The following is a 17891-nucleotide window of genomic DNA, read 5'->3' on the forward strand; positions in this document are numbered from 1 at the left end:
GGTTTTTTATTATTTCGGTTATAAAGCTGTTTTTAAGCAAACTTAGCTAGAACTTCTAGAAATGGAGCACTTTGGCGCGGAAATTCAGCAATCACTTCATGAATACGTTGTCCCTGAGGATTAGTAGCATTTAGATCCCGGCCATCAGCAATAAACCTGTTCAGCAAACGTTCATAATCACTTGGACGCATATGCTTGAATGCATGATAGAGAACGTGAAAGTCAGCATTTATGCCTTCAGGAGGAAGCTGATTCAAATAGCCAAACACACGTTCATCTGACCATTCTTCATTGAATGTTGCTGGCTGTGACAATGCCATCACGATCTCCTCAGTATTCAAAACAAAATTAAAAAAGCAAAATACTTGCAGCAGGAGAAAGAGATACTTTCCATGCGCTGCTGCATATTTTGCCTTGATTTAATTCGGTTGCCTAATCAGTAATGAGATTAACGTTCTTCAGGCAAATTGATATTCATCTCTAGCATTTCGATGTTCGCTTCAGAACGAACAGACATCTGAATATGCTGCTCATCTACACCGCGTACATAACGGTTGACCACCTGCATAATTTCTTTTTTCATCTGGTCTATTTTGTCTTGGCTTAGACGTCTACCTAAACCCTGTTCAGAGGCCACGATGACTTTCAGTCGGTCTTTAGCTGTTTTAGCACTTGATGGTTTTTCATCACCACTAAAAAGCTTACTCCAGAATCCTGCCATAATTATGCTCCAAATAGTCGTGCTAACCAGCCCTTCGGTTTCACAGTAATGTGACGATAAGGACGTTCTTCACCAAGGAAGCGCGCAACCAGGTCATCATAAGCCTGTCCGGCACTGGTTTCAGTATATAGAATAACCGGTTTACCTTCGTTTGATGCCTGAAGTACAGTTGGACATTCTGGAATCACCCCTAAAGTCGGGACACGTAAAATATCTTTTGAAATATCATCAATTGATAACATTTCCTGACGGTCTGCACGTTCTGGATTAAAACGAGTGATACACAGATGCTTGCGTACACGACCCTCATTTTGTTCTACTTTTTTAGTCTTGCTGTCCAGCATGCCAATAATGCGATCTGAGTCTCGCACAGAAGAGATTTCAGGGTTGGTTACGATAATCGCTTCATCAGCATGATACATGGCCAAGATAGCACCACGTTCAATACCGGCTGGTGAATCACAGATAATATAGTCAAACTCTTGTGAGAGCTCATCTATAATTCGGGCAACACCCTCATCTGTTAATGCATCCTTATCACGGGTCTGTGATGCCGGTAAAATATAAAGATTTTCAATATCTTTATCACGGATCAAAGCTTGTTGTAAACGGGCTTCATTATTTAAAACATTGACAAAGTCATAAACCACGCGGCGTTCACAACCCATGATCAAATCCAGGTTACGTAAGCCTACGTCAAAATCAATAACGACGGTTTTGTGACCACGTAGGGCTAAACCTGTTGCAAAAGATGCGCTTGTTGTAGTTTTACCCACTCCACCTTTGCCTGATGTTACGACAACAATTTTGGCCACCGAATCCACTCCTGTTATGGTCCATCCCCTTAAATGGGGCTTTTGGTGATAATTTATACCTTAAAATTCCAAGGCTTCAAATTCAAGCTCTTGGTCATCATTCAAGTAAATATGTACAGGTTTTTTGGCGACATGCTGCGGGATGTCGTCTGCTACACAGTATGTGCCTGCAATAGATACCAGTTCTGCCTCAAGGGAATGACAGAAAATTCTTGCAGAGGTATTGCCTCCTACGCCGGCAATGACTCTACCACGAACACTGCCATAAATATGTATATTTCCTGAAGCAATCACTTCAGAGCCGCTGTTGATTCCGGCTTTTAGAATAATATCGCCATGGTCTTGGACCAGACACTGCCCAGTACGTAAAATCTCATCGTGATAAGAGGTAATATAACGAATACTGCCTGTTTTTTCAGCCTCAGCCTGTTGAGATACTGGCGCTTCAACTACCTGTTCTTTGGTAGGCTTGATGCGCTGTAACGGGCGGTCAGAGGCGAGTACCGGGAACTGAATGGCGCGTGCCTGATCACCTAGGATGCCGTCAATTACAGCCATAGGCTGCAAATCTAGGCTGACGAGCAGCTGGATCAGTGCAATCAGTTCCTGCTCGACTGTACTGTCAAGAATAACCAGGGCACCCTGATAAGCATTTTCATCGAGTAGAGTGTTCAGTTGCTGGCGGATAGCATCATGATCATTGGTGTCAAAGGTTAACCGGGTAAAGTTAACCATTCTGCCTGTAACCCGTATATCAGCCATAATTATTCCTTAGAGGCTTTTAACTTAAAGTTTGCCAAAGTCATGTTATTAAATAGAGCAAATCCTAGACTAAAATGCATGAATTCTCTAGCCGAAGTACAAATATTTTGACCGAGATGTTTATTCTTTGGCTACTTTGCTCTCGGCCAGAATCTGTTGCCATTGTTTAATTTTTACTTGTTTACGGATGGATTCTAAACTTTCAAATACTGCTGATTCAACCAATTGCTCAAGTGCCTGATTATTTATATTTAACTGGCTGGCTCTTTGTGCGATCAGCATATAGGTCGAGTTTGGCTGATCCAGTGTTCCATCTACCAGCGGATCAATTAAACCATAAGTAATATTTTCACCCAAGCGTTGGCCGATACTCTGTATCTGCTGTTCAATACGGCTGCCTACAATCGGTATCAGGCGTAGCAGTTGGGTGAGCTCCGGCGTTTCTTCGATGGCCCGGTTAACAATCAGGCCAACCTCTTTTGAGAGCTGATTCTGATGTTCTTTTAAGGCCAGAGCTAATGATTCCTGTAATACCTGAGCCAGAGCTGCCGCAAAAAGGTCCCGGTGGTGATCGACCAGATCATGGATCAGCTTTTTATGGGTAGTACTGGTGACCAGTTCACGATGTACACCATCTAATATGGTTAAGACTACACGACTGGAAAGTTCTTCCATTACCACGTGATAATAGAACAGCGCACGCTTATAAATGCTTTCAGGAATAACCTGATAACCCAGTTCATTTAAACGGTAAGCAATTACCCCGGCGCGCAGTAATCTTAAAAAACGTAATTGTGGAATGATGGCGAGTAATTCATACCAGTGTATAAAAGGAAAAAAGAACCAGCGTGGGTGATGTTTATAAATAATGGCAATCAGCCAGCGTACCAGAAGCTCTACCACCAGAAAGCTGGTAAACCAGCCTTCTGTTTTAATCACCCAAGGACGCAATTCAGTCTTATAAAACTGAAGGGCTTCAGGCACACGGATAAACTCAAACAGCCATTCTCCGAAGTCACTCATTAAAATGGCATTACCACTTAAACAGACCAGATTAATGACAATCAGTACCATCATGAATACGTCATAAACCAGAAACAATTTCCAGGCTAACGTATCATGTCGCACTGGAATAAAACTGGTTCTCGCTTTGACGGGCTCTTCTTGCATACAGGTCCTTAATGATTGTTCAGAGTATAGAAAAACTAGGCATATTTTTGCTGTATGGATTCAATTAACTGATCTTTTTCAGTCCAGATCTGATGTACCCAGGCTTGAAAGCGTTTACGGTATTCTTCATCTTCTTCGTAATTGCCACCTTTAACCCAAGCAGGTATTTCAATTTTACGCAGGTTTACTGCAATCCGGCTTACGTCACCTAACCAGAAATCTCCATAGCCTGGGACACCATCCGGATAAACAATAGTCATATCCACCAGCGCATCAATATTATCTTCTAAAATATTCAATGCTAATGCCAGTCCACCAGCCTTAGGTTTAAGCAAATGCTTATAAGGTGATTTCTGCTGGTCATGTTTTTCTTGGGTAAAACGTGTCCCTTCCAGATAATTGAGCAGGGTATAAGGCTGACTTACCAGTTGCTGACAGGCCTTGCGTGCTTCTTCCAAATCACGGGTTTTTAAATCAGGATTCTTTGCGATCTGCTCTTTGCTGTGCCGCTTCATCATCGGAAAACCTAAAATTTTAAAAGCCTGGCCGACAAAAGGAATAAAGATCAGTTCCCATTTGGTAAAAAAACGGGTTAGAGGCATACGGGTCAGACCAAAGTACTGATTCACTGTAGTGTCTACCCAGCTCTGATGGTTGCAGGTCATTAGATAACGACCTTGCATGCTTAAATCGAGATTTTCATCAATGGTAATATCCCATTTTAAATCAGAAAGTACATGCTCAATTAACCAGTTATTGACTGCTAACCAGCGGTTCGTAATCTCAATATTCGTTTCATCAATTTTACGCGAGTTTTTGATCAGCTTTGTTAACCCGAGCGCCAGCACAGGTGGTCCGTGCAGGAAAGTACTTCCTGTAATTACCGAGCCTACGGTCAGTCCACGTGTAATTTTTTTTAGTAAAGCTTGTTTCTTGTTTTGGGATGACATAGAAAGGTCCTGTTACCTGAACCCTGTCATCCTAAATGAAGCAATTCATGAAATGAAGTATTTCATCAAAAAAACTCATCAATAAGCGAGTATGAAGAAATTATGGGCTATGACTTCCGAAAAAGATCTAAAAGTATTACAAAATGTAAATAATCCATTATTTTTTAACAAAAAATCAATGTTATAAAAATTTTTTTTATTTCATTATCCTTTTAGACAACAAGGACAAGGAGGCATGCAATGCGTGCACTAATGATTTCAACTGTGGTAGGGGCAATGGCACTTTCGGGTTGCCAAAACATGGAATATGATAAAGCAGCAATTGGTACCGGTCTGGGTGCACTTGCGGGTTATGGTATTTCTAAGTCAAATGCAAATTCAAGTGCACAGAATAACCGTGCAGCAGCAATTGGTGCGGTGGTCGGTGCAGCTACAGGCGTGTATCTTGACAATAAAGAGAAAAAACTTCGTCAACAAATGGCAGGTACTGGGGTAGAAGTTAACCGTAACCCGGATGGTTCTGTTGGTCTGATTATGCCAGGCAACATTACATTTGATACCAACAAGTCTACGATCAAGCCAAACTTCTATACAACGCTTAATAAAGTAGCTCAAACCCTGACAGAAGATAACAAGAGTGCCATTTTGGTAACTGGTTATACTGACAGCACTGGTAATGATTCAATCAATATCCCGCTATCTCAGGCGCGTGCTCAGGCTGTAGCCAACTATCTGGCTGGCCAGGGCGTTCCACGTACCCGTATTAATGCTCAGGGTCTAGGTGCTTCTAACCCGATTGCATCAAATGCAACTGCTGAAGGCCGTGAACAAAACCGCCGTGTAGAAATTAGTATTTATGCAACCCAATAATTTAATTGAAGTTGTATAAAAACCACCTTCGGGTGGTTTTTTTATGGCTATTTGTTACCCAATTAACATTAGGCATCTGAAACAGACCTGTCTATAATCATGCTCGGTTCAGGAGAGGTAGTATTATGTCGTCGGCAAGTCAGTTAAATAACAAGCAACTTGAAGCTATGAAATACACTCAAGGACCCTTGTTAGTACTTGCAGGGGCAGGTTCAGGTAAAACTTCGGTAATTACCCGTAAAATTGCTTATTTAATCCAGCAGTGCCGAATACCGGCGCACCGGATTACAGCAATGACCTTTACTAACAAAGCTGCACGAGAAATGAAAGAGCGTGTCGGTAAATTGTTGTCACGTGAGGAAATTAAAGGACTTTCAGTTTCGACCTTTCACACTTTTGGCTTAAACATGTTGCGCCTTGAGCTGAAAAATACGCCTCTTAAAAACAACTTTTCTATTTTAGATGCAGATGATTGTAAACGCATACTGATGGATCTGATGCATCGTGACAATCTATCGGGTGCAGAAAGTAAAGAACTCATTGCGAAGGCAATGAAAAAAATCTCTGACTGGAAAAATGATCTGATTTTACCGGAACAGGCACATAGTACTTGTGAAACTCCAGAAGATGTACAGATGGCACATCTCTACCAGTTATATGAGCGCAACCTTCGTGCCTACAATGCTGTTGATTTTGATGACTTAATTGTGATGCCGACCCGCTTGTTGCAGGAAAATGCGGAAGTACGTGATAAATGGCAAAATCGGGTACGTTATCTGTTGGTCGATGAATATCAAGATACCAACACCGCACAGTATATTCTGGTTAAGCTGCTGGTAGGCGTGATGGGCCAGTTTACAGCTGTAGGTGATGATGACCAGTCAATTTACGCCTGGCGAGGGGCTAAACCTGAAAACATGGCATTATTACAGCAGGATTTTCCTAACCTAAAAGTAATCAAGCTTGAGCAGAATTATCGTTCGACCAGCCGTATCCTGAAATCTGCCAATGCGGTAATTGCCAATAATCCTCATATCTTTGATAAACAGCTCTGGAGTGATAAAGGCCACGGCGATGTGATCCGGGTCATTACCTGCCGTAATGACGATGATGAGGCAGAACGTGTTGTAAAGGATATTTTAACGCATAAACTGATGAATGCCCGCAGCTGGAAAGATTATGCAGTACTGTACCGTGGTAACTTTCAGGCACGCGTTTTAGAAACCCAGCTTCGCCAGATGCAAATTCCCTATAAACTGTCGGGTGGCCAGTCTTTCTTTGCCCGTGCAGAGATCAAGGACGTCATGAGTTATCTGCGCCTTATTATTAATCCAGAAGATGATAGTGCCTTCTTGCGTATTATTAATACACCCAAGCGTGCAATTGGACCGGTAACCTTAGAAAAACTTGGACTATTTGCACAAGATAACCATCTGTCTTTATTATCTGCAGCCGGAGATCAGCGGCTCACGATGGTTATTCCTAAAAAAGCTGTAACACAGTTGCACGAGTTTGCTGACTTTATTGGAAATTTTACCCGTGAATTGCTGGATGATGACGAACCGGTTCCTAAAATTCGCCAGATGATGAATGAAGCAGGTTATATCGACTATATCCGGGAACAGGCAGCTACACCTGCTCAGGAAAAGAGCAAGTTAGATAATATTGAAAGTCTCTACAGTAGTATTCAAAGTCTGATTAACCGTGCAGAAGATGTAGATGATAAAAATATTGAGAGTGTCATTCGTAAAATGGTTCTGCTCGATATGCTGGAGCAGCAACAGGAAGAGGAAGATATTGATAAAGTAAACTTGCTAACTCTTCACGCTGCTAAAGGGCTGGAATTTCCGTATGTTTACATGATTGGACTAGAAGAAGAATTATTGCCCCATAAAAATTCGATTGCCAGTGAAACTATTGAGGAAGAGCGTCGCCTGATGTATGTGGGTATTACCCGTGCCCGTCAGGCTCTAACTCTAACTCTGGCAGAGCAGCGCAAGAATGGGGGACAAATGAAACAGATGACGCCAAGCCGCTTTCTGGATGAGTTGCCTCAAGATGAAGTTGAATGGCTAGGCCGCAAGAAAAAACTGGTTGCTAATGTAGACCCGAAAGAACAGGCACAGCAATATTTACAGAATCTCAAAGCTTTATTGAAACGTTAAGTCAGCCGGTCTGTACTCGACATAGAAATAGGAATACTTATGAAAGTTCAAATTAAAGTACTCGACACGCGTCTGGGTAATGAATGGCCTTTGCCAACTTATGCGACCTCTGGTTCTGCCGGATTGGATTTACGTGCCTGTCTGGATGAGGAGGTGCAAATTAAACCTGGTGAGACTATTCTGGTTAAAACTGGAATGGCGATTTATATTGAAGACCCAAATTTTGCGGGTCTAATTTTGCCACGTTCTGGACTGGGTCATAAGCATGGGATTGTACTTGGTAATCTGGTGGGCCTGATTGACTCAGACTATCAGGGCGAGCTTATGGTATCTGTCTGGAACCGTAGTCAGACAGTTTTTACACTGGAACCTGGTGAGCGCCTAGCTCAATATGTACTGGTTCCTGTAGTCCAGACACAATTTGAACAAGTGAATGAATTTACTGTATCCGAGCGGGGAACTGGCGGTTTTGGCCATACCGGGCAGAAGTAAAATAACAGCTTATAAACAGAGAATAGTCTGTTTATAAGCTAATAAAACTTTTAAAAACAATTTCTTAACATTTCTTGTTGAAACATTACTGAATCTATATTAAAAAATATTCTTTTTTTAGGTATACCTTATGCATTCTGATAATAACCCGCCTACTTTTTTATTCTGAATTTTTAGTTTTTATTTCCAAGGTAGGCGCCTTGAATAAAAGAATATAGTATGGAATTAAATCATTCTCCTTTTCCAAAAGCTATTTTTCGCGCATATGATATCCGTGGAAAACTTGCTTGTTTTACCCCGGCTGTGGTCCGGGCAACTGCACACGCCTTGGCAAAACAATTCAAAGAGGCTGGCCAGTCTGAACTGGTGATTGGTTATGATGCGCGATTAAGTAGTCCTTTCTATGCACAAATTCTGACTCAAGTATGTGGTGAAGAGGGGCTGAGCGTTACTGAAATTGGTTGCTGTTCCAGTCCGCAAATGTACTATTTAGCGCGCAACTATAGTGGAAACGGTATAATGGTGACCGCTAGCCATAATCCAAAAACCGATAACGGAATTAAATGGATTATTCAGGGTGAACCGCCGTGTCCAGATATGATCCAAACCATCGCAAGTACAGCAGAAAATTATTATCAGCCTCCTATATTTGATTCTATTTTAACCTTGCCACATCAGCATAAGGCCGAGTTCTGTAGCCTTTACCAGCAGGCAATTTTAAAAGATATTCACTTAAAACAACCGCTCAAGGTGGTACTTGATGCGTTGAATGGTTCAGCAGGAGAGTGTGCAGAAACCATTTTGAAGAAACTCGGCTGTGAAGTGATCGCTTTGCGCTGTAAGCCTGATGGTAATTTTCCAGATCATGCCCCGGACCCATCTCAAGCTGTTCATTTAAAACAGTTACAGGCAAATATGATTGAACAGCAGGCCCATATTGGTATCGCACTGGACGGTGATGGGGACCGGGTAGTACTGGTCGATGAACAGGCAAATATTATTACTGCAGATCGTCTGCTTTCTTTATTTAGCCAGATGTGTCTGGAAAACCATCCCGGTCACGCAGTGGTATTCGATGTTAAATGTTCCAGCATGGTCCGTAATACGGTTCGAAACTTGGGTGGACATCCGCATATGATCCGTACAGGAAGCAGCTTTCTCAGAAAATATTTATCACAATCTGGGGGCTATGCTGTTTTTGGTGGAGAGTACGCTGGCCACTATGTATTTAATGATGGTCGTGGTTTTGGCTATGATGATGGTTTATATGCAGCGTTACGTGTCATTGAATATATGGGACATTTCCCAGATAAAAAGTTATCAGAGCTGTTGGCGGTCTATCCTGAGCGCTGCTGTACCGAAGATACTTATATCAGTACACATCAAACCAATCCTAAAACCGTATTAGAGGATATCGAAATCCTGAGTCACCGTTTTGGTGCCCAACTGAGTAAGATTGATGGAATACGCCTTGATTTTAAAGATGGTTTTGGCATTATTCGAGCTTCCAATACTGGCGAGTACTTTACCGTACGTTTTGATGCGGACGACCGCCTGACGCTGGATAAAATACGATATAAATTTGTTTCAATGTTAAGTGAACGATATCCTGAAATTGCACAAGATATCCTAGATGCTCAATAAGGAGAGGTGAATGCCACATCAGCAAACTAGTGCTGGCATCAACAAGGCTGAAATTCTGACCGAAGCGTTGCCGTATATTCAACATTTTGCCGGTAAAACGCTGGTGGTAAAATATGGTGGTAATGCCATGACTGATCCGGCACTGGAAAGCTCCTTTGCCCGTGACATTGTTCTGTTAAAAACAGTCGGTTTAAACCCGGTCGTCGTACATGGTGGAGGCCCGCAGGTCGATTCATTTCTAAAACAGTTAGGCCGCGAGTCTGAGCGTATAGATGGGATGCGTGTAACAGATCCTGCGACTATGGAAGTAGTCGAGATGGTGTTAGGTGGCAGTGTTAACAAATCTATTGTCAATCTGATTAACCAGCATGGTGGCCGTGCAATTGGTTTGACCGGCAAAGACGGTAATTTGCTTAAAGCCCGCAAACTTCTGATGGAAAAACAGGCAGAAGATGGCAGCATTCACCAGATTGATCTGGGACTGGTAGGGGAAGTCGTTGAAGTAAAAACCGATGTCATCGAAATGTTTACCCAGAGTGACTTTATTCCGGTGATTGCACCACTGGGTGTAGATGAGGAAGGTAATACTTACAATATCAATGCTGATCTGGTTGCAGGGAAGGTGGCTGAAGCTCTAGGTGCTGAAAAACTGGTACTGTTAACCAATATTGCCGGTGTACTGGATGAAAATAAAAAATTGCTAACAGGCCTTACCACACAGGAAGTTGATCATCTGATTGAAACAGGCGTGATCTATGGTGGCATGATTCCTAAAGTTGGCTGTGCACTTGATGCAGTCAAGGCAGGGGTAGTTAGTGCCCACATTGTTGATGGTCGCGTACCTCATGCAACCCTACTGGAAGTCTTTACTGATCATGGAGTTGGAACTTTGATTACTAACCGTGCCCATTTTGGTGCAAGCAGGTCATAACTGGACAGTTTAAAAAGTCACTTCGGTGACTTTTTTCTGTTTGCAAAAAATAAAACAGACATACACCAAGATTAAGATTTACAAGTTTAAGATGACTCATGCACAATAACTTCAAGATTTTATTAAGACCCTGATTAAAGATTATGTGTCAGCTTTTGGGAATGAATTGTGCAACTCCGACAGATATAACGTTTTCTTTTCGCGGCTTTTCACAGCGGGCTGGAGTAACTTCTGACCATTCAGACGGTTTTGGTATCGCTTTTTTTGAAGATAAGGCCTGCCGGCTATTTGTAGATAACCAGTCGGCAGTAGAATCGCCGATTGCTGAGCTTATCCGTAATTATCCTATCAAATCTCGAAATGTAATTGCCCATATCCGTAAAGCAACACAGGGTAAAATTACTTTAGAAAATTCACATCCATTTATACGTGAATTATGGGGGCGCCACTGGATTTTTGCCCATAATGGTGACTTGCATGAGTTTAATCCTCCATTGACTGGCCGCTTTACGCCGGTAGGAAATACTGACAGTGAATATGCATTCTGTTATTTGCTTGATCAGCTGGTTGAGCATTTTGGCTATAATGAGCCTGCAATAGAAGAGATCTTTGCTGTACTAGAGGACGTTGCACCTAAAATTGCAGAGTACGGTACGTTCAATTATTGCCTTTCAAATGGCCAGGCATTATTTAGCTATGCCACCACCAAGCTGCACTGGCTGGTACGTGAATATCCGTTTCAGCCTGCACAATTAATCGATTTAGATGTTGAAGTCGATTTTAGTCATGTGACTACACCAGAAGACCGGGTTGCAGTTATTACTACAGAACCTTTGACTCATAATGAGATCTGGACTGCATATCAACCAGGGGAAATGATTTTATTTCAGCATGGAAAACCGATTAAATATGCCTTTACGCATATTGAACGACTCATTCGGGAAGCTAAAAATCCTGAATTAAAGCGAGTCACTAAAGCTGATCAATATTAAAATATAAGTTACTATAAAATAATAGATTTATTATATGGCCCTTAATATATAAAATATAGAAAAGCTTGTATTAATAAAGTATTAAAAATTAAATATAATATAAATTGGTTAAAAAATAACTTACTCTTTTGGTCTGGTTAAAATATTTTTTATATCAAAAATAATAGTTTGAATAATAAATATGGAAATTATATTAAAACCAACTAAATTACTTCATTTTTATTTTGTTTTTTTACCGATATGATTCTCTCAGTACTTAATTGATTATAGCTGGGGCGGACGTAATGAAAATGAAATGGAGTCCAGAGTATAATACTGGTATTGATGTAATTGACGATCAACACAAGCGGATTCTGGATTATATTAACCAGATTGACCAGAATACAGATCGTCATCATACGAAACAGATTCTTGATGATATTATTGATTACACCCAGTCACATTTTACTTTTGAAGAGAGCTTGCAAGAAGAAGCCGGTTATAAATATCGTGTACCTCATAAACGTGTACACGATCTGTTTATTAAAAAGATTGAACTTTACCGTCAACAGTTTGAACAAGGGGCGTCTATTGAACATGAGTTACATGAAATCCTTTCAAAATGGTTAATTAACCATATTCAGCATGATGATGCTGATTATGTTGGCGCTGTAAAAGAAAATATGATGGGCATCCTGAAAGAGAAAGAAAAGAAAAAGGGAAAAAATTGGTTTGCTCGTTTCTTTTCATAAGAAAACTGACATAAGAATAACAAGGAATAAGTAAATAAAAAATTAGCGCTGCAAATCATCTTTCGGGGTGGTTTGCATTTTTTATTTGAGTCTTTGATTTTCGTTCATGAGAAAGGCAAAATATCGGCAGACTCATTCAAGGAACGCATCATGCAGGACAATTCTATGTCACGATGGTTATCGCCGCTGATGGCATTTTGTTTAACCTTTATTATTATTGCGACGCTTGCCCCTGTGGTGGGGATTCAGTTCGAGCGACAGTTTGATTTTTGGTTGCTCTGGTTAGGAACGATGCTATTTTTAGCCTTACCGATTACTTATCTGGAAATTGCACTCGCTAAACGTTCCAAAACTACCGCATTAAATGCTTTATCTGGGCTGACCCGCGATGCAGATGCCTCAGCACGCTGGCGTCTGGTAGGCTGGCTTGCAGTTATCTTTATTCCATTCTTGGCTGGTGCCGTATTATTTAATGCTGCTCAGCTGATTCAGCTGCAAATGATTCCGGACTTTGCTCCACATCTTGTTTTTCTAGCAATGGCAGTAGTTGCATTAATTGGCTCTTTTATTCCACGCCAGTTCCTTGTTCCTGTGACAGCTTTAGGCGTTATTGTTTCACTAATTACTGCAAACACCCTAGGTACGCCGGCTGCAAGCTGGCAATGGACATCAGTCGAGTTTAGCGAGTGGGGAAGTGCAACAGTACTTGCGCTTGTGGCCAGTGGTCTGGGATTGGGCTTATACTGGCAAAGTAGTTTGCCCCGGGTACAAACACAAAATGCAGTAACGGGTACGGTTCTACCGATCTGGTTTGCACAGCTAGTCGCTTTAATTGCTTTTGGGTTCTTTGTTGCCAATGGTGAGCTTCCTGTTATTGCATTGGTAATTACTGCACTAGCAGCAGCGGCATTGTTTATTCAATTTGCCCGTGAGCAGTTATTACAACGTCAAGTTGCGATTGTTCTACAATGGGCGATTTTACTAATTGCTTTATTGGTTTGGGCAATTCCAGAAATTTATTCAGCGCTAAATCTGGTATTAATGTTATGGGGTCTTATAATTTGCCTGATCTATGCCATTTTTGCTGGCTGGATCATGAAGATTAGCCATTTACGCAAATCTATGAACTTTAGTAATGAGCTGTTTTACAACTTGTGGCGTATTGCAGTGCGTATTGTTTTACCGTTATCTATTTTATTAGCTATGGTTGCGATTATCAGGCAGTTTATATAATGGTGAAGCATCAGCAAGTCTGGGTCGCTTATGCCCATCCTGAAGTACAGTTTCTGATTGCTGTTGAGTTTACTGAAGGAATGACCGTTCGGGATGCAATAGAGCAAAGTGGTATACGGAATAAGATTGATTTACCTGAAGTGCTACAGACCGGAATTTTTGGCATAAAAGTGACTGCGATGAGTCAGCCACTACAGGCAGGAGACCGGGTAGAAATCTATCGGCCTTTAACCATAAATCCGAAAGAGACTCGCCGTAAACGGGCAGAAAAAAATCCGGTAGGACGTTATGCCAAAAGTAATCGTCTCAGACAATTGAAATGATATGAAAAACCCCTCATCGAGGGGTTTCTTTTTATTTTAAAGCGTCTATAGTGGGGGCGCATTTAAAATCGCTTCTCTGGAAGCTGGCAGACCAGGTTGGGATTCTGGAATAGTTTCCAGCCCTTCAATTTTGGTAACAATGCCTGTTTCATTAAAGTAAATCTTTAAATGCTGGCCATGTGCCGCTGGAATCTTGGCTTTCTTGGCATAGGTTCCTGGGATATAGTTGTAAATGTAATCCCAGCGTAATGGATTCAATGGATCAGTTACGGTTGGGCTTCCAAGCAGAAAACGTACTTGCTGATGAGACATACCCACCTGGACTTTTGAAGCTTGTGCCTGAGTTAATGGCGTTCCCTGAGGGATATCAACTTTATAAACGCCCAAGGTTGAACAGCCGACAAGCAGTGAAGTGACGACTAACGTCAGCATAAGTTTTTGCATTTTGCTACACTATCCCAATTAATTATGATGCATTTGATCCAAGGATAAATCATACTGCATCTAAACTCTGTTGCATATTCCAACTTAAAATTTGTTGAGAGACCTTTTTTCATGGCTATTTCAAATCAAGATTTACGCAAAGCTGGACTTAAAGTTACCCTTCCACGAATCAAAATATTGGAATTATTAGAAAATTCAAAACAACATCATTTGAGTGCGGAAGATATTTATAAAACTTTACTCGAACAGGGTGAAGATGTAGGTTTAGCAACCGTTTATCGTGTGTTAACCCAGTTTGAAACAGCCGGTATTATCCAGCGTCACAATTTTGAAAATAGCCATTCAGTTTTTGAAATTATGCAGGAAGATCATCATGACCATCTGGTCTGCCTAAACTGTAATAAAGTGGTTGAATTTACAAATGATATTATTGAACAGGAGCAGCATAAGGTTGCTGAGCAATATAATTTTCATTTGACAGGTCACTCGCTCAATTTATATGGTTACTGTGGCGATACTGAATGCCAAGATGCTTTTCGCAAGAAATAAAATCTACATAAATACAACATATTAAAAGGGCCATGGAATGGCCCTTTTTTATTGTCGTTATCGTTTATTGACCATCAAAAGTAATATTACGTCCTGCAGCCATTAACTGACTGGCCCCTTCTTCGGACAGTTTGATTTGCAGACGTAAATCATTTGGAGCATCGGCATGTTTAAGGGCATCTTTGTAACTAATCTGACCGGCCTTATACAAATCATATAGTGCCTGGTCAAACGTCTGCATACCCAATTCACGTGAACGCTTCATCAGGTCCTTGATTTCATGTACTTCGCCTTTACGGATGTAATCTGCAAGCAGAGGGGTATTGATCAGGACTTCAATTGCAGCACGCCGGCCATTACCATCTAGAGTAGGAATCAACTGCTGGGCAATTACCGCTTTTAAGTTCAGTGATAAATCCATATACAGCTGGCTATGCCGGTCTGCCTCAAAGAAATGGACAATACGATCTAGTGCCTGATTGGCATTATTGGCATGTAAAGTTGCCAGGACCAGGTGACCAGTCTCTGCAAATGCAATCGCATAATCCATTGTTTCCCGTGAACGAATTTCCCCGATTAAAATAACATCAGGTGCTTGTCGCAGCGTATTTTTTAGCGCAATTTCAAAGGATGCTGTATCAATACCTACTTCACGCTGAGTAATAATACAGCCGGCATGTTCATGAACAAATTCAATCGGATCTTCAATGGTAATAATGTGACCTTTGGAATTATGGTTCCGATAACCAATCATTGAAGCAAGCGAGGTTGACTTACCTGTACCGGTGGCACCCACGAAAATAATAATGCCGCGCTTGGTCATAGCCAGTTCTTTTAACACCTGTGGCAGTTTCAGGTCATCCATTGTTGGAATCTGTGTTTCAATCCGGCGTAAAATCATGCCGGGTAAATCACGCTGCTGAAAGGCGCTGACCCGAAAACGGGCTGTTTTTTCCCGGTTAGTGATAGCAAAGTTGCATTCACGTGTATCTGCAAATTCCTGCCGCTGTTTATCGGTCATAATTGCATGAATTAGCTGTCCGACAATCTCACCAGTCAGTTTGTTTTTTGAAACCGGAACAATCTGGCCATTAATCTTCATTGACGGTTCAACATCGGCAGTAATAAACAGATCCGATGCTTTTTGTTCCATCATCAGGTTAAGCAAGTCATTAAAGTCCATGTGCTATCTCACTTAATTACATTGCAAATTACATAAAAGCTTCGGGCTGTTTTGCTGCCATACGGGCAGTTTGCGGGCTGATGACGCCTTTAGAGACTAAAGTTTTCAGGCTTTGGTCAAGGGTAGTCATACCATGGTTGGCGCCGGTCTGAATAGCAGAATACATTTGAGCAACTTTATTCTCACGTATCAGGTTACGGATGGCCGGTATTCCGATCATGATTTCATGGGCGGCTACACGACCACCACCATTTTTCTTGAGGAGTGTTTGTGAAATCACAGCCTGAAGTGACTCAGATAGCATGGCACGAACCATATCTTTTTCTTCAGAAGGAAATACGTCAATTACACGGTCAATTGTTTTTGCAGCTGATGTGGTATGCAGGGTACCAAATACCAGGTGACCAGTTTCTGCCGCAGTCAGTGCCAGACGGATAGTTTCAAGATCACGCATCTCACCTACCAGGATAATATCCGGATCTTCACGTAAGGCTGAGCGCAGGGCTTCATTAAAGCCATGTGTGTCACGGTGGACTTCACGCTGGTTAATCAGGCATTTTTTAGACTGATGTACGAATTCAATCGGATCTTCTACTGTTAAAATATGGTCATAACGGTTTTCATTAATATAATCGAGCATTGCTGCCAGCGTGGTTGACTTACCCGAACCTGTCGGGCCAGTAACCAGAACAATACCACGTGGGTAGTCACAGATATCACGGAAGATTTGGCCCATGCCTAGATCTTCCATAGTCAGTACTTTCGATGGAATGGTCCGGAAGACTGCACCAGCTCCACGGTTCTGATTAAATGCATTCACACGGAAACGGGCGACACCGGGAACTTCAAAAGAAAAATCGGTTTCCAGCAGTTCTTCATAGTCACGGCGCTGCTTGTCATTCATAATGTCATAGACCAGACGGTGTACATCCTTATGCTCAAGTGCCGGCAGATTTATACGGCGGACTTCTCCATCGACCCGGATCATCGGCGGCATTCCTGCTGAAAGATGTAAGTCTGAGGCACCATTTTTAACCGAGAATGCCAAAAGTTCTGTAATATCCATAATGTCCCCGCCACCGTAAAAGAATTCTTGATTATTTTGTAGAATAATACGGCTTTCCCTCAGCTGAACCAACAGTTGAATACAGGGAATTTAAAAAAACTTGGCAAAATGAGAACTCAGTCAATGAATAAACTTCAAGATGCCCGTGATCAGGTTCTGGCACAGATTCGAGAAGCAAGCCACAAAGCAGGACGTGCAGATGAAGCAGTACAATTACTGGCAGTTTCCAAAACACATTCTGCTGGCGTCTTACGTGAAATGTATCAGGCTGGGCAACGCAGTTTTGGTGAAAACTATCTACAGGAAGCACTCGAAAAAATACACAGCCTGCAAGATTTAAATGATATTGAATGGCATTTTATCGGACACGTGCAGCGCAATAAAACTAAACTGCTGGCTGAAAATTTTGACTGGGTACATGGGGTAGACCGTCTTATTATTGCAGAGCGGCTGTCTGCTCAGCGACCTGAACAGCGAGCTGCTTTAAATATTTGCATTCAGGTTAATATTGATGGGCAAGAAAGCAAAGATGGCTGTACACCTGAACAGGTTGCAGAGCTGGTCAAGATGATCAGTCAGCTTCCAAACTTATGCCTGCGTGGCCTAATGGTTATACCGGCACCAGGCCATACTGATGCATTTGAACATACCCGGCAACTATTTAACCAGGTGCGCACATTTCATGCCCATCCGCAAGTTTGGGATACCTTGAGTATGGGAATGTCAGCTGACCTTGAAGCTGCAGTGGTAGCCGGCTCTACCATGGTGCGGATTGGAACAGCGCTATTTGGCACCCGGGATTATTCAGATAAAGTATAATCAGCACCGAAACAACTATTTTCAAATCTGC

The 17891-nt window shown here is 41.8% G+C and carries 20 protein-coding genes; 11 read left to right on the forward strand and 9 right to left on the reverse strand.

The window, feature by feature from the left end; genetic code table 11:
• Positions 1-32 precede the first annotated feature (32 nt).
• The 6 genes from N518_RS0106245 to N518_RS0106270 form a co-directional block, all read right to left on the reverse strand.
• The gene (locus N518_RS0106245) at positions 33-320 is read right to left on the reverse strand and encodes a PA4642 family protein (protein ID WP_005027494.1); all 288 of its coding nucleotides are present in this window, start codon (positions 318-320) and stop codon (positions 33-35) included.
• A 128-nt stretch (positions 321-448) separates the two neighbouring features.
• The gene (minE, locus tag N518_RS0106250; protein WP_005018909.1) at positions 449-721 is read right to left on the reverse strand and encodes a cell division topological specificity factor MinE; all 273 of its coding nucleotides are present in this window, start codon (positions 719-721) and stop codon (positions 449-451) included.
• 2 nt (positions 722-723) lie between these two features.
• The gene (gene minD, locus N518_RS0106255; RefSeq protein WP_005018911.1) at positions 724-1536 is read right to left on the reverse strand and encodes a septum site-determining protein MinD; all 813 of its coding nucleotides are present in this window, start codon (positions 1534-1536) and stop codon (positions 724-726) included.
• A 60-nt stretch (positions 1537-1596) separates the two neighbouring features.
• Positions 1597-2298 (reverse strand): septum site-determining protein MinC, encoded by a 702-nt coding sequence (minC, locus tag N518_RS0106260; protein ID WP_005027492.1) that lies wholly within the window; start codon positions 2296-2298, stop codon positions 1597-1599.
• 120 nt (positions 2299-2418) lie between these two features.
• On the reverse strand, positions 2419-3468 hold the full coding sequence (locus tag N518_RS0106265) for a hypothetical protein (RefSeq protein ID WP_005018915.1): 1050 nt from the start codon (positions 3466-3468) through the stop codon (positions 2419-2421).
• Between the two features lie 35 nt (positions 3469-3503).
• On the reverse strand, positions 3504-4418 hold the full coding sequence (locus tag N518_RS0106270; RefSeq protein WP_005018916.1) for an acyltransferase: 915 nt from the start codon (positions 4416-4418) through the stop codon (positions 3504-3506).
• 240 nt (positions 4419-4658) lie between these two features.
• On the opposite strand from N518_RS0106270, the gene N518_RS0106275 reads away from it, so the two are divergent.
• The 9 genes from N518_RS0106275 to N518_RS0106315 all read left to right on the forward strand — a co-directional run bounded on the left by N518_RS0106275 (position 4659) and on the right by N518_RS0106315 (position 13799).
• Positions 4659-5288, forward strand: a complete 630-nt coding sequence (locus N518_RS0106275; RefSeq protein ID WP_005018918.1) for an OmpA family protein — start codon at positions 4659-4661, stop codon at positions 5286-5288.
• A gap of 125 nt (positions 5289-5413) precedes the next feature.
• A complete protein-coding gene (locus N518_RS0106280; RefSeq protein ID WP_005018919.1) occupies positions 5414-7453 on the forward strand; it encodes a UvrD-helicase domain-containing protein in 2040 nt (679 codons plus the stop codon).
• Positions 7454-7492: 39 nt separating this feature from the next.
• On the forward strand, positions 7493-7945 hold the full coding sequence (gene dut, locus N518_RS0106285; RefSeq protein WP_005027489.1) for a dUTP diphosphatase: 453 nt from the start codon (positions 7493-7495) through the stop codon (positions 7943-7945).
• A gap of 219 nt (positions 7946-8164) precedes the next feature.
• Complete coding sequence (locus N518_RS0106290) at positions 8165-9589, forward strand: phosphomannomutase/phosphoglucomutase (protein ID WP_005027487.1); 1425 nt, start codon at positions 8165-8167, stop codon at positions 9587-9589.
• 10 nt (positions 9590-9599) lie between these two features.
• On the forward strand, positions 9600-10520 hold the full coding sequence (gene argB / locus N518_RS0106295) for an acetylglutamate kinase (protein WP_005018923.1): 921 nt from the start codon (positions 9600-9602) through the stop codon (positions 10518-10520).
• A 143-nt stretch (positions 10521-10663) separates the two neighbouring features.
• On the forward strand, positions 10664-11512 hold the full coding sequence (locus N518_RS0106300) for a class II glutamine amidotransferase (RefSeq protein WP_005027485.1): 849 nt from the start codon (positions 10664-10666) through the stop codon (positions 11510-11512).
• 284 nt (positions 11513-11796) lie between these two features.
• Positions 11797-12243: a bacteriohemerythrin gene (locus N518_RS0106305; RefSeq protein WP_005404364.1), complete on the forward strand. Its 447-nt coding sequence runs from the start codon at positions 11797-11799 to the stop codon at positions 12241-12243.
• Between the two features lie 150 nt (positions 12244-12393).
• Entirely contained in the window at positions 12394-13476 is a 1083-nt protein-coding gene (locus N518_RS0106310; RefSeq protein ID WP_005027483.1) for a membrane protein, read from the forward strand.
• Positions 13476-13799, forward strand: coding sequence for an RnfH family protein (locus tag N518_RS0106315; protein WP_005027482.1), 324 nt, complete (start codon positions 13476-13478; stop codon positions 13797-13799). Before N518_RS0106310 ends, N518_RS0106315 begins: the two co-directional genes overlap by 1 nt.
• Before the next feature lie 45 nt (positions 13800-13844).
• Here N518_RS0106315 and N518_RS0106320 read toward each other — a convergent pair whose 3' ends face one another.
• The gene (locus N518_RS0106320) at positions 13845-14243 is read right to left on the reverse strand and encodes an outer membrane protein assembly factor BamE (protein WP_005027479.1); all 399 of its coding nucleotides are present in this window, start codon (positions 14241-14243) and stop codon (positions 13845-13847) included.
• A 111-nt stretch (positions 14244-14354) separates the two neighbouring features.
• Between N518_RS0106320 and fur the strand changes: the two genes are divergently transcribed.
• Positions 14355-14792 carry a ferric iron uptake transcriptional regulator gene (gene fur, locus N518_RS0106325; RefSeq protein ID WP_005018930.1) on the forward strand — a complete coding sequence of 146 codons (438 nt, stop codon included), beginning with the start codon at positions 14355-14357 and terminating at the stop codon, positions 14790-14792.
• 64 nt (positions 14793-14856) lie between these two features.
• Here the strand turns inward: fur and N518_RS0106330 are convergent, their stop codons facing one another.
• Together N518_RS0106330 and N518_RS0106335 are read right to left on the reverse strand one after the other, a co-directional pair.
• Positions 14857-15975 carry a PilT/PilU family type 4a pilus ATPase gene (locus N518_RS0106330; protein WP_005018931.1) on the reverse strand — a complete coding sequence of 373 codons (1119 nt, stop codon included), beginning with the start codon at positions 15973-15975 and terminating at the stop codon, positions 14857-14859.
• Positions 15976-16003: 28 nt separating this feature from the next.
• The gene (locus N518_RS0106335) at positions 16004-17041 is read right to left on the reverse strand and encodes a type IV pilus twitching motility protein PilT (protein WP_005018932.1); all 1038 of its coding nucleotides are present in this window, start codon (positions 17039-17041) and stop codon (positions 16004-16006) included.
• A gap of 123 nt (positions 17042-17164) precedes the next feature.
• Here N518_RS0106335 and N518_RS0106340 point away from each other — a divergent pair, with 123 nt between their 5' ends.
• A complete protein-coding gene (locus N518_RS0106340) occupies positions 17165-17860 on the forward strand; it encodes a YggS family pyridoxal phosphate-dependent enzyme (RefSeq protein WP_026444069.1) in 696 nt (231 codons plus the stop codon).
• The last annotated feature ends 31 nt before the right edge of the window (positions 17861-17891 follow it).

The organism is Acinetobacter sp. UNC436CL71CviS28, from assembly GCF_000620525.1.
GTDB classification, from domain to species: Bacteria; Pseudomonadota; Gammaproteobacteria; order Pseudomonadales; family Moraxellaceae; genus Acinetobacter; species Acinetobacter radioresistens.

What these genes read in the sequence shown, in the direction of transcription:
- argB (WP_005018923.1), top strand. Translation starts at nt 9,600, where the DNA reads ATGCCACATCAGCAAACTAGTGCTGGCATCAACAAGGCTGAAATTCTG.
- dut (WP_005027489.1), top strand. Translation starts at nt 7,493, where the DNA reads ATGAAAGTTCAAATTAAAGTACTCGACACGCGTCTGGGTAATGAATGG.
- N518_RS0106290 (WP_005027487.1), top strand. Translation starts at nt 8,165, where the DNA reads ATGGAATTAAATCATTCTCCTTTTCCAAAAGCTATTTTTCGCGCATAT.
- N518_RS0106245 (WP_005027494.1), bottom strand. Translation starts at nt 320, where the DNA reads ATGGCATTGTCACAGCCAGCAACATTCAATGAAGAATGGTCAGATGAA.
- N518_RS0106320 (WP_005027479.1), bottom strand. Translation starts at nt 14,243, where the DNA reads ATGCAAAAACTTATGCTGACGTTAGTCGTCACTTCACTGCTTGTCGGC.
- N518_RS0106340 (WP_026444069.1), top strand. Translation starts at nt 17,165, where the DNA reads ATGAATAAACTTCAAGATGCCCGTGATCAGGTTCTGGCACAGATTCGA.
- minC (WP_005027492.1), bottom strand. Translation starts at nt 2,298, where the DNA reads ATGGCTGATATACGGGTTACAGGCAGAATGGTTAACTTTACCCGGTTA.
- minE (WP_005018909.1), bottom strand. Translation starts at nt 721, where the DNA reads ATGGCAGGATTCTGGAGTAAGCTTTTTAGTGGTGATGAAAAACCATCA.
- N518_RS0106270 (WP_005018916.1), bottom strand. Translation starts at nt 4,418, where the DNA reads ATGTCATCCCAAAACAAGAAACAAGCTTTACTAAAAAAAATTACACGT.
- N518_RS0106280 (WP_005018919.1), top strand. Translation starts at nt 5,414, where the DNA reads ATGTCGTCGGCAAGTCAGTTAAATAACAAGCAACTTGAAGCTATGAAA.
- N518_RS0106315 (WP_005027482.1), top strand. Translation starts at nt 13,476, where the DNA reads ATGGTGAAGCATCAGCAAGTCTGGGTCGCTTATGCCCATCCTGAAGTA.
- N518_RS0106310 (WP_005027483.1), top strand. Translation starts at nt 12,394, where the DNA reads ATGCAGGACAATTCTATGTCACGATGGTTATCGCCGCTGATGGCATTT.
- N518_RS0106330 (WP_005018931.1), bottom strand. Translation starts at nt 15,975, where the DNA reads ATGGACTTTAATGACTTGCTTAACCTGATGATGGAACAAAAAGCATCG.
- N518_RS0106275 (WP_005018918.1), top strand. Translation starts at nt 4,659, where the DNA reads ATGCGTGCACTAATGATTTCAACTGTGGTAGGGGCAATGGCACTTTCG.
- fur (WP_005018930.1), top strand. Translation starts at nt 14,355, where the DNA reads ATGGCTATTTCAAATCAAGATTTACGCAAAGCTGGACTTAAAGTTACC.
- N518_RS0106305 (WP_005404364.1), top strand. Translation starts at nt 11,797, where the DNA reads ATGAAAATGAAATGGAGTCCAGAGTATAATACTGGTATTGATGTAATT.
- N518_RS0106335 (WP_005018932.1), bottom strand. Translation starts at nt 17,041, where the DNA reads ATGGATATTACAGAACTTTTGGCATTCTCGGTTAAAAATGGTGCCTCA.
- N518_RS0106300 (WP_005027485.1), top strand. Translation starts at nt 10,664, where the DNA reads ATGTGTCAGCTTTTGGGAATGAATTGTGCAACTCCGACAGATATAACG.
- N518_RS0106265 (WP_005018915.1), bottom strand. Translation starts at nt 3,468, where the DNA reads ATGCAAGAAGAGCCCGTCAAAGCGAGAACCAGTTTTATTCCAGTGCGA.